General features: G+C 38.2%; 13 protein-coding genes. All 13 read right to left on the reverse strand.

From position 1 onward, the window contains the following. Nucleotides 1-18 precede the first annotated feature (18 nt). The 13 genes from cheY to fliL all read right to left on the reverse strand — a co-directional run bounded on the left by cheY (nt 19) and on the right by fliL (nt 11,396). Nucleotides 19-393: a chemotaxis response regulator CheY gene (gene cheY / locus ACT5E3_RS16720; RefSeq protein ID WP_444994681.1), complete on the reverse strand. Its 375-nt coding sequence runs from the start codon at nt 391-393 to the stop codon at nt 19-21. A gap of 97 nt (nt 394-490) precedes the next feature. Next, nucleotides 491-1,207: an RNA polymerase sigma factor FliA gene (locus ACT5E3_RS16725; protein ID WP_444994682.1), complete on the reverse strand. Its 717-nt coding sequence runs from the start codon at nt 1,205-1,207 to the stop codon at nt 491-493. Between the two features lie 122 nt (nt 1,208-1,329). Then, nucleotides 1,330-2,175 carry a MinD/ParA family protein gene (locus ACT5E3_RS16730; protein WP_444994683.1) on the reverse strand — a complete coding sequence of 282 codons (846 nt, stop codon included), beginning with the start codon at nt 2,173-2,175 and terminating at the stop codon, nt 1,330-1,332. Nucleotides 2,176-2,300: 125 nt separating this feature from the next. Next, nucleotides 2,301-3,758 (reverse strand): flagellar biosynthesis protein FlhF, encoded by a 1,458-nt coding sequence (flhF, locus tag ACT5E3_RS16735; protein ID WP_444994684.1) that lies wholly within the window; start codon nt 3,756-3,758, stop codon nt 2,301-2,303. Between the two features lie 57 nt (nt 3,759-3,815). Beyond that, nucleotides 3,816-5,915: a flagellar biosynthesis protein FlhA gene (flhA, locus tag ACT5E3_RS16740; protein WP_444994685.1), complete on the reverse strand. Its 2,100-nt coding sequence runs from the start codon at nt 5,913-5,915 to the stop codon at nt 3,816-3,818. Nucleotides 5,916-5,991: 76 nt separating this feature from the next. Then, nucleotides 5,992-7,119, reverse strand: coding sequence for a flagellar biosynthesis protein FlhB (gene flhB, locus ACT5E3_RS16745; protein WP_444994686.1), 1,128 nt, complete (start codon nt 7,117-7,119; stop codon nt 5,992-5,994). Nucleotides 7,120-7,122: 3 nt separating this feature from the next. Further along, nucleotides 7,123-7,902: a flagellar biosynthetic protein FliR gene (gene fliR, locus ACT5E3_RS16750; protein ID WP_444994687.1), complete on the reverse strand. Its 780-nt coding sequence runs from the start codon at nt 7,900-7,902 to the stop codon at nt 7,123-7,125. Nucleotides 7,903-7,919: 17 nt separating this feature from the next. Next, the gene (locus ACT5E3_RS16755; protein ID WP_444994688.1) at nt 7,920-8,189 is read right to left on the reverse strand and encodes a flagellar biosynthetic protein FliQ; all 270 of its coding nucleotides are present in this window, start codon (nt 8,187-8,189) and stop codon (nt 7,920-7,922) included. Nucleotides 8,190-8,203: 14 nt separating this feature from the next. Continuing rightward, a complete protein-coding gene (gene fliP / locus ACT5E3_RS16760) occupies nt 8,204-8,935 on the reverse strand; it encodes a flagellar type III secretion system pore protein FliP (RefSeq protein WP_444994689.1) in 732 nt (243 codons plus the stop codon). Then, nucleotides 8,935-9,459: a flagellar biosynthetic protein FliO gene (gene fliO, locus ACT5E3_RS16765; protein ID WP_444994690.1), complete on the reverse strand. Its 525-nt coding sequence runs from the start codon at nt 9,457-9,459 to the stop codon at nt 8,935-8,937. Before fliO ends, fliP begins: the two co-directional genes overlap by 1 nt. A gap of 11 nt (nt 9,460-9,470) precedes the next feature. After that, nucleotides 9,471-9,857 (reverse strand): flagellar motor switch protein FliN, encoded by a 387-nt coding sequence (gene fliN / locus ACT5E3_RS16770; protein ID WP_444994691.1) that lies wholly within the window; start codon nt 9,855-9,857, stop codon nt 9,471-9,473. Nucleotides 9,858-9,860: 3 nt separating this feature from the next. Further along, nucleotides 9,861-10,856, reverse strand: coding sequence for a flagellar motor switch protein FliM (gene fliM / locus ACT5E3_RS16775; RefSeq protein WP_444994692.1), 996 nt, complete (start codon nt 10,854-10,856; stop codon nt 9,861-9,863). Between the two features lie 6 nt (nt 10,857-10,862). Beyond that, the gene (gene fliL / locus ACT5E3_RS16780) at nt 10,863-11,396 is read right to left on the reverse strand and encodes a flagellar basal body-associated protein FliL (RefSeq protein ID WP_444994693.1); all 534 of its coding nucleotides are present in this window, start codon (nt 11,394-11,396) and stop codon (nt 10,863-10,865) included. Nucleotides 11,397-11,582: the final 186 nt, after the last annotated feature.

Genomic DNA, 11,582 nt, shown 5'->3' on the forward strand with positions numbered 1-11,582 from the left:
CCTTTAATCTAAACGAGACTAACCTTCTATTCGTTCGAAGATCTTGCCTAATTTTTCATTTAACGTAGCAGCAGTAAAAGGCTTAACAATATAGCCATTGACACCCGCTTGTGCAGCTTCGATAATCTGTTCTCGTTTTGACTCAGCAGTTACCATTAACACTGGAAGAGTTTTCAACTTGTCATCAGCTCTCACCGCTTTTAGTAAATCAATACCTTGCATACCTGGCATATTCCAATCTGTTACTAAGAAATCAAAATTTCCTGTTTGCAACATGGGTAATGCAGTATTACCATCATCGGCTTCATGTGTATTGGTGAACCCAAGATCTCTTAGTAGATTTTTAATAATCCGACGCATAGTCGAAAAATCATCTACCACTAAGATTTTCATATTTTTGTCCAAGTTATATCTCCGTCTGGATTTATCAATAGATTAATTATCAATAGGTTATATATTTAGGAGTTACCCTAAATTTAGTCAAGAATACCTATTTCTTCCAATCTTTTAATCGAGATTGTAGTCTTAGCATGGCTTGACTATTGATTTGACTGATTCTTGACTCACTCACCCCAAGTACTTCCCCTATTTCCTTCAGGTTTAATTCTTCATCATAATAGAGCGCTAAAATCAGTTTTTCTCTTTCAGGCAAAGAAGCAATAGCACCTGCGAGTGAATTTCTGAAATCCTCTTTCTGAATTCTTTCTAAGGGAGTCATTGAGTTATCAGAAAGTCCCTGACTAAAATAATCTTCAGAAACTCCCAACCCATCAAAATCCATCATATGACCATTGCTAACATCCATTAGCATTTGACGGTACTCTTCGACTTCTACACCTAATGCTTCCGCCACTTCTGTATCACGAGCATCCCTTCCAGTTCGCTGCTCGATCTCTTGTATAGCACTGGCAATTGCTCGTGAATTCTTATGCACAGAACGAGGTACCCAATCACCACGACGAATCTCATCGATCATAGAGCCTCGAATGCGAATGCCAGCAAAGGTTTCGAAACTTGCTCCTTTGCTCGCATCAAAATTGCTACGAGCTTCTAATAACCCAAGCATTCCAGCCTGTAGTAAATCTTCTAATTGAACACTAGCGGGTAATCGTGCCAGCAAATGATGGGCAATACGTTTAACTAAGGGCGCATAACGCGTCGCAAAGTCGTCCTGCTGAATTCGACTGTAGGTATCTGCACCTGTCACTCTATCAACCTTATATTGACTGTTTATACTTCTTATTATGAAATATCACATTAATGATTATGAACATTGATTATTTTAATATACCAATTTCTGTTAATAATTGTTACTTCTCTCTAACAATATCAAACTGCTTGAGAAACCAATCTCTCCATAAAAAACTCAATGTGTCCACTCGCATCTCTTGGCATAGGCCAAGTTTGTACTTTTTTAGCTAAACTCTTAATGGCAATGGATGCAGGACTGCGTGGAAATGCATCAACAAGTGCCTTTTGCTTTTTCACTGATTTACGAACATTTTCATCAAATGGGACCGATCCCATATAATCAAGCGTTACATCCAAAAAGCGACTGCACACCCCATTTAACTTAGCAAACAATTCACGTCCTTCTTGACTAGTTCTAACCATATTGGCCAAAACATGAAAGCGGACAAGGTTATGATCTCGATTAAGCACTTTCATTAAAGCGTAAGCATCTGTGATTGAAGTAGGCTCATCACAAACCACCGCTAAAACATCTTGTGATGCGCGGGTAAAACTAACCACCATATCAGTAATTCCAGCAGCAGTATCAACAATAAGGAAATCTAAATTTTTACCTATTTCACTGAATGCTTGAATAATACCGGCATGTTCCACCACTGAAAGCTCAGCCATATTTTGAGTGCCTGAAGAGGCAGGTACTATCTGTAGCCCATGAGGTCCCTGAATAACAATATCACGCAGTTCACATTCGCCATTCAAAACATGTGAAAGATTCTTTTTAGTCGAAAGCCCTAACATAATATCGACGTTCGCTAACCCTAAATCAGCATCTAATAACATGACACGAAAACCTTGCTGACTCAGAGCAACCGATAGGTTCACTGAGACATTAGTTTTTCCGACGCCCCCCTTACCTCCCGTTATCGCTATGACTTTAACGGGTTTGGATGAGCTAGTTGGCGAAATATCAATAACTTGATTCAAAAACAGCATCTCCTAAGAAAGCACGAGATTTTCTATAACTAAAACACTCATAAAACTTAAATATTAATTACTTAAGCATAGAACATTTTAAGATCTTTGCGCTTCTGATTAACTAAAAAGGTCAATTATGCTGACCTCGCCTGTTCAATTGATTGAGCTAATGCCCAATCGTCGATTTCTCTATCATATTTGTTTGCTAACCAAACCATTTTAGATACTAAATGATGGCTACGGGCAATTCGAATATCTTCAGGTATTCTTTGGCCATCTGTGGTATAGAGCATTGGAATATTGGCTTTAATTACAACACTTAACAACTCACCTAAACTAGCCGCTTCATCCAGCTTTGTGACGATAATGCCATCTGGGGAGTAGGTTCCAAAAAGTGACAAGCACTGTTGTAATACTCGACCTTGGCTAGTCGCAGACATCAACAACAGCTTTTTTATTGGTTTACGATAACTTTGAATCATCTCTAGCGGCTTTGTTAAATGCTCATCTGAGCTGCTAATACCAGCAGTATCAATGAGTATCAGGCGCTTATCAGCAAATTTATTCAAAGCCTCATCTAAACTTTGCCCATGAGATACTTTAGTCGTCGGTAATTGTAGGATTTTACCAAATGATGCAAGCTGTTCTTGCGCTGAGATTCGATAATTGTCAGTGGTGATTAATGCAACAGAATCAATACCGTGTTTAATCACATAACGAGCAGCTAACTTAGCAATACTCGTTGTTTTACCAACGCCAGTAGGCCCCATAAAGGCAAAAATCCCACCTGACTCAATTAACTCACTATTGGCAACTGGTAAAGATTTTGCCAGTACAGCTAATATATGTTGCCATGCACATTCACTATCTGATTCATTCTTTACATATGGCAACAATGAATTCAATATCTCGCTGTCTAGCCCCAGCTTAGATAAACGACGCATTATCATTGCACTCACAGGATCGCTTTCAGAATAACGATTCCAAGCAATACCTTTTAATTGTTCTGACATCATAGAGCGCATCAAACCAAGCTCTTCTTTCATTGCCTGCAGACTTGGATCGAGGCTCCACTCCACCTGAGTTTTGTTCACTAAAGGAGTTACTGTATCCGATGAAAAGTTGGGAGCCGATAACGTTTCTTGAGAGTTCTCTTCTTGCAAGCCGCCTAAAGTTTGTGCAAATGAGCGACTTACTTCAGACTGGTTCAACTCGGCCTTATTGTCAGGAACACCTTTCGTCTCTTGATTCAACAAACGATTAATTAAATTTTTCGAATGCTCTGTTAATTGTGACTGCGTTAAATCTGCGGTTGTCGATTGATGATTGACCGTTGATTTTCTCTTAGGTTGCTCACTGACGGTTTCTACACCAATATTATTCTCATCGATAGACTCAGGCTGGTTAGGTAAAGCATTAGCCGATTCTATTTTGGTGGGCATTAGATCAGCATCATAGTCAAGCGCCGCAATCACCTCTACTCCGCCTGCCACTTTTTTATTTGACAAAATAGCAGCATCTTCACCAAATTCTTCTGTGACTAAACGTAACGCCGTACGAATGTTATTACCATAAAACCGTCTTATTTTCATTATTTCACTCTCTAAACCAATGTCACGCTGCAATCTGTTTCAGTTTGTGCTTTACACCTAATTCTGATTCACATTACCAACTGTTGCGATCACCTTAATTTGTTTGTTATCAGGAATTTCCTGGTAACTCAAAACATGTAGCCCTTTAATACCAAACCGAGCAAACTTAGCTAAAGATAATCTCAGTGCCGGCGCAGTTAATAAAATAGCAGGCTGACCAGCCGCTTCCTGCTGCGCAACAACTTCTTTCAGTGAAGATTGAATTCTGTCAGCTAAGCCAGGCTCTATCCCAACAACATCCCCACTACTGGATGTTAATGACTGCTGCAATATCTGTTCCAAATCTGGAGCTAAAGTTACTACGGGAATTTCAGGCGCTAACCCATTGATATTCTGGATAATTAACCGACTTAGCGCAATTCTGACAGCACTCGTTAAAACGGCAGGATCTTGACTCCGGTTAGAAAACTCCGCCAATGTTTCGGCGATCGTTCGCATATCTTTTAGCGGTACTTGCTCTAAAAGTAAACTTTGTAATACCTTAACCAAGGTTCCAAGAGTAATATTTTCAGGTACGAGAGTTTCAGCCAGTTTAGGGGCAGATTTGGCTAACCCTTTTAGCATTTGCTCTGCTTCTTCATGACCAAACAACTCAGCAGCATGATTTTGTACCAAGTGACTCAAATGAGTAGCAATAACAGTACTAGCATCAACTACGGTATAACCTAAAGCCTGAGCATTATCCTTTTGCTCACTCTCAATCCATACAGCTTCTAAACCAAAAGCGGGATCTTTGGCTGCAATTCCTTCTAATGCCCCAAAAACTTGACCAGGATTAATGGCCATTTCTTTTTCAGGATAAACTTCTGCTTCACCAACTGTCGCACCTAAAATTGCAATCCGATAAGCATTGGGTGATAAATCTAAATTATCTCGAATATGCACCGGAGAAATTAAAAAGCCCAGCTCTTGTGATATTTTTTTGCGTACACCTTTTATTCTTCCCATTAACTTTCCATCTTGAGAGGGATCGACCATCGGAATTAAACGATAGCCAACTTCCAAACCAATTTGATCAACAGGCGGTACATCATCCCAACTCAATTCTTTTACCGTTGGGGTATCTGGCGCTTCTATTTCTTGGAGCTCTCTTTCAGCCGTTTCTACTTCTTCTTGCTTGTGTTTACTTTGTACATAATAGCCAACACCAAAAGCCCCAAAGGCAAGAAATAAAAATGCGAAATGTGGCATCCCAGGAATAACTCCCATGACAAAAAGTACACTTCCACTGACATATAAAGCACGAGGATTGGTTACAAGCTGTTGTACTAATTGTTCTCCCATATTTTGCGCTGCATTTTGACGAGTCACCATGATAGCCGCAGAAGTCGATAATAATAATGCGGGTATTTGAGCGACTAAACCATCTCCTATTGTCAACAATGCGTAATATTTCATTGCTGTAGAAAAGTCTAGGCTATGCTGCCCCATGCCAATTGCTACACCACCTAATATATTAATTAATAAAATTAATAATCCTGCGACGGCATCCCCACGTACAAATTTAGAAGCTCCGTCCATAGCCCCGTAAAAATCAGCTTCATGTGAAACTTCTTGGCGGCGGGTTCTCGCCTCTTCTTGTGACAGTAATCCAGCATTTAAATCGGCATCAATGGCCATTTGCTTTCCTGGCATCGCATCTAATGTAAAACGAGCACTAACCTCAGAGATCCGTCCAGCCCCTTTTGTGACCACAACAAAATTGATAATCACCAAAATGGCAAAAACAACTAAACCCACTGCATAATTTCCACCAATAACGACAGACCCAAAAGATTCTATCACTTGTCCTGCCGCTCCAGCCCCGGTATGTCCATTAATTAAAACGACACGAGTTGAAGCAACATTCAGCGCCAAGCGCATCAATGTAGAAACTAAAAGAATGGTTGGAAACACTGCAAAGTCTAACGGCCTATTGGCATAAACCGTTGCTAATAAAACAACTAAAGCTAAAGAAATATTAAAGGTAAATAGGACATCTAATAAAAAAGTAGGCATAGGCAAAATCATCATAGCCAGTAACACTAAAATCAGAATAGGTGTACCTAACCCTGATAAACTGCGTGAAACTAATTTTTGACCTGCAATTCCTACCATTATATTCTCTTCAAAATCAATACGTTAATAATACTTATAATCACTCGTTAACAACTCATGTATGTCAATTAGGCAACTAATATTTAAATTCATCAGGTATGGGTATATTCCCTAATGGTTTAGGTTTTGCGTTTTTACCTTGAGCAAAACTATTCATTTGGAACACATAAGCTAACACTTGTGCCACGGCCAAATACAAACCTTGTGGCACCTCTTGTTCAATTTCGGTTGTATGAAAAATAGCTCTAGCTAGTGGAGGCATAGGCAAAATAGGTACATCATTCGCTATAGCAACTTTTCTAATTTGCATAGCAATAACATCAGCACCTTTTGCTACAACAATTGGAGCACTCGAACGCATTGCATCGTACTTTATGGCAACCGAATAGTGTTCAGGATTAGTCACAACGACATCTGCATCGGGAATAGCATCCATCATTCTTCTTTGTGCCATCTCCCTTTGAAGTTGGCGAATTTTTCCTTTTACTTCTGGTTTACCTTCTGTTTCTTTATATTCATCTTTAACTTCTTGTTTAGTCATTTTAAGCTGCTTAGCATGGTTCCATATTTGATATGGCACATCAATCAAAGCAATAAGTAGTAAAGATAACGAGACTAAAAAGAAACTACGTGAAACTAAATCCATAGCATGACCTACACCAGCGGTCACTGAATCATTACCTAATGCAATTAACTCAGGAAATATTTGTACGATAACAAAATAACCCACTAAAAATATCACAGAAACTTTGGCTAAAGCTTTTAATAACTCAACTAAAGCATGCATCCCAAACATACGTTTAAAACCTTTACCTAAAGACATTCTATTGGCTTGTGGCGAAAAAGCTTTAGCACTAAACGACAAACCACCAGTTAACAAAGAGGAAAATAAAGCAATCGCAAAAAGGACTAAAAAAAATGGTGCAACACTTAACATTACTTCTAATAACAACTCTCCCAGAGCAGCCAACATATATTTTTCACTAAAAAAATGTTGCCTCGAAGGAGAAAAAGCTTGTTTAGCTATAGCCGCAAATCCCGAGCCAATCGGATTAGAAAAACTATACATAGCTGCTGAAGCAGCAATTAACAACATGGCAGTTGTTAATTCACGTGAACGAGCAACCTGTCCTTTTTCACGTGCTTCTTTCTCACGCTTTGGTGTCGCCTGTTCGGATCTTTCACCCGCTTGATTATCAGCCATGGGTTAACACTCCGTTCCAATCATGCTACATATTAAACTGGTGGAACGAGCTAACTGCCCCTCAAAATGCGGTAAAAAATAAGCTAAAGTAACCCAAACTAAAATAAGTCCAGACACCATTGTTAGCGGAAAGCCAACGGCAAAAACGTTGATTTGTGGTGCAGCTCGAGTCATAACACCAAATGAAATATTAACAATTAATAAGCTAGCAATACTGGCTAAAGCCATCACTAATGCCACCGCGAAAACCCACTTTGTCCAGTAAACAATTTGAATAAACATCGTCCATATACTTTGTTCAGAATCAATAGGTATGGTTCTAAAACTTTCAACCACTAAGCGGATCATAAGTGAATGTCCATCCATCACTAAAAATAACAGAGTACAAAGCATCAAAAAAAACTGTCCTAAGGCAGGTACACTATTACCATTTGCAGGATCCACCAAAGAAGCAAAACCAAGCCCCGATTGCATGGCAATAATTTGAGCGCCAACAACAAAAGTTTCTAACAGTAACCGTGAGACAAAACCAAGAACAACCCCTATTAAAGTTTGCTCTATAACTAAAATAGAACTTTGAGCTGAAAATAATTGAACAGGTTGAGTTTCTGGCAAAATAGGAACAATTAAAATAGTGATAGATAATGCAAACAACAGACGAAAACGAGCAGAAAAATTTCTTGAACCTATCACTGACAATGTCATTAAAAAACCTGACAAGCGAGCAAACGGCAGAATATAAGCAGCCATCAATGTTAATATTTGCTCAGCACCAATCATCATAACAACTTACACTCCAGCTACCCGATTAACTCTGGTATTGATAAATATAATTCATTGGCAAATCCAATTAATGTTCCAAAGATCCAATTAGCCAGATACATTAAGGTTGCTAAAGTAACCAACAGTCGAGGTAAAAAAGATAATGTTTGTTCATTAATACTGGTTGCCGCCTGAAAAACAGCAACCAATAAGCCAACAATTAACCCAGGAACAATTGATGCAGCAACAATTAAAATAATAATATAAAGTGCATTTCTAAAAACTTCTACAACCACTTCTGGTGTCATTGTTTTTACTCCTATTAAGTAAAGCTATTAGCTAAAGTACCAACCACTAAAGCCCAACCATCAACTAAAACAAATAACATAATTTTAAAAGGTAGTGATATAATCAAGGGCGATAACATCATCATCCCCATTGCCATTAAAATACTGGCAATAACTAAATCGATAATTAAAAAAGGAATAAAAAGTAAAAAGCCAATTTGAAATGCTGTTTTTAGTTCACTAATAATAAAAGCTGGAACTAGCACTTTAAATGGTGGCATTTGACCTTCCTCTAAAGCAGGTGTTGCAGACAAATCCATAAATAAAATCAAGTCACTCTCACGAGTTTGTCCTAACATAAAACGACTAAAAGGCTGTTGTGCAGCTTCTAAAGCTTGGGTGGCAGTAATTGTTTCACTAACATAGGGCTGAATCGCATCAGCATTCACTTGTTCAATCACAGGAGACATAATAAACAATGTTAAAAACAAACTTAAACCGATTAAAATTTGATTTGAAGGTGTTTGCTGCATTCCTAGCGCTTGTCTAAGAATAGCGAAGACAACAGTAACTCGAATAAATGATGTCATCATCATAACAATGGCTGGCAAAAAAGTCAGTAATGTCATTAATCCAAGAATTTGTAAAGTAACACTATATTCTTGGTTACCTGCCTCATTCGTTTCGACGGTTAATACAGGAAGACCAGTATCAGCCAATAAGTTTGGTGAAAACAAAAAAACAAAAAAGAATAATAAGCGCAACATTAGTGCTTACCTTCAACATGACCATGACCAGTCGAGCCTGTTTCTTTTTGTTGTTTATACCTGCCCTTCATGCTGTCAAAGTTTTTAGTTGGGTTTAAAAGCTGCTTCATAACATTATCAAAAGATAGATTTGGCGTTTGTTTTTCTATTTTTTTTTCTAATTCACAAATCGAGTTAATCGTATGAGGAGTTACCCCTAAAACATATTGTTTATTTTGAATATCAACAATAACCAACTTCTCTTTCGCCCCTAGGCTTTGAGTTTCTATCACTTTAATATTTTTAGAAATCAAGTTGAATGAAGTGAACTTTTTAATCAACAATGCCAACAAGAAAATAACGATCAAAATACCACTCAAACCCAATAGCATTGAAACTATATTCTCTTGCGGCGTTATATTTTTAGGCAGTACTCTCTCGGCAGAATAAGCCAGCTTTGTACTAAACAACAAAAAAACACTTAAAAAAAAATTAATTTTATTATTTAGTTTTTCAACTCGATATGTTTTTAGTAAAAGAAGCATACGTCGTTCCACTATCTTAACTTTTGAATTCGTTCTGAAGGACTCATTACATCGGTCAGACGAATACCGTATTTTTCATTAACAACAACAACCTCTCCATGAGCTATCATAGTGCCATTTACCATTACATCTAAAGGCTCCCCTGCTAACCGATCGAGTTCAATAACTGAACCTTGGGTTAACTGCAGTAAGCTTCTTATTGGAATTTGTGTTCGACCAACTTCCATCGACAAAGACACAGGTATATCTAAAATAACATCAAGCTTTTCATTATCAACCGCTTTTTTACCATCACCATCTTCTTGAAGGGAGGGCATTCCTGCTGCTTGAGCTTCACTTGCAGCCTGCTCACCCATAGCTTCTGCCCAATCGTCATTAGCATCATCATCACCAGCCATCACTTAATCCTCCAACAATGTTCTCATGATATGTTCACGAGAAATTTCTTCTTTAATTTTTACTGACATAAAACCATTTGAAGTACCAAAAGTTGCTCTAAAACAAGGCGTATTTGCGGCATACAATGTGACTTGTTCCGGCATTTCTATTGGAATAATATCTCCTTCCTTAAACTCCATTACATCGCGCAAACTCACTTCTGTTTCAACAAGCGTACTGCTGACTTCAACCTCAGCGGTTAAAATTTCTTCACGCAAAGCATCAGTCCAACGCTCATCAACATCATCTCTATCACTTTGAATTCCTGCATCTAGCTTATCTCGAATAGGCTCTAACATTGAATACGGCATAGTCACATGAAAATTGCCACCGCCTCCATCTAACTCAATATTAAAGCTACAAACACAGACAACTTCCGATGGACTAACAATTGTCGCCAAAGCAGGGTTAACCTCTGAGTCCATATATTCAAAATCAACTTTCATCACAGGTGACCAAGCCTCTTTCAAATCAACAAAAGCTTGTTGTAATAAGAGTTGAATAATTCGACGTTCGGTAGGCGTAAACTCTCGACCTTCAATTTTGGCGTGAAAACGACCATCACCACCAAAAAAATTATCGACTAAAATAAAAACCAGTTTTGCTTCGAGTGTAAAAAGAGCTGTACCACGAAGTGGTTTCATCTTCACCATATTAAGACTTGTAGGAACAAATAAGCTATGAATGTATTCACTAAACTTAATCATTTGAATACCATTCACTGAAATCTCTGCGCTGCGCCTCATCATATTAAATAGGCTAATACGCATGTGTCTGGCAAAACGCTCATTAACCATTTCTAACGATGGCATTCGACCGCGAACAATTCGGTCTTGAGAAGAAAAGTCGTAGGGACGCGCAACGCTAGGATCAAGTGATTCTTCTTCTACATCAATATCACCGTCATCAACACCATGAAGTAGCGCATCGATTTCATCTTGGCTTAATAGATCAGACATAATTTATCACTGCATTACAAAACTAATAAACAAAACTTTTTCAACAGTTGGCTCACCAACTAAATCTTTCAATGTTGTCTGCACCGTTTCTAGTGCTTGCTCCTGAAGCTTTATTCGGCCTTCTGGTGTTTTCAACTCATCAGCAGATTGTTGACTAACCAACATTAAAATATCATTTTTTAATTGCGGCATATGCGTTTTAACATTGTCTTCGGCCTCATCACCTCGAACCATAAAACTCATTTTAATTTGAACCGTACGACTTTTTGATTGACCTGGAATATTACTGGTTATAGCCTCAGGAACTCCTACATAAATGGCCGGCTCTTTATTTACCTCAACTTTTTCCCCTTCTTCGCTAGTTTCGGCTGTAGCATCAGAAGTCTCATCACTTCCTAATAAAAAGTACGCTGCAACCCCACCACCAAGGAGTAATACTGCAGCCACGATAATGATAATTATCAGCTTACTTTTACCACCGCCTCCAGACTCAACTCCACCTTCAACGTCAAGCTCTAGATCTTGATCATCATTTGCCATAAAAACTCCATCGGCTTTATTTAAAACTAAAAGATAATATTGAAAGGCAATGCAAAAGCTATACCACTTCAACGCAATAATAAAACCTTTATTTTTCAATAGGTTAAAAAATAAAAATTTCAACTGTCAATTTGTTGGCTAAGATATGAAGCTAAATATTCATAATTGCCAAAAAACTGTCTTTAG

The organism is Aliikangiella litoralis (assembly GCF_052495765.1).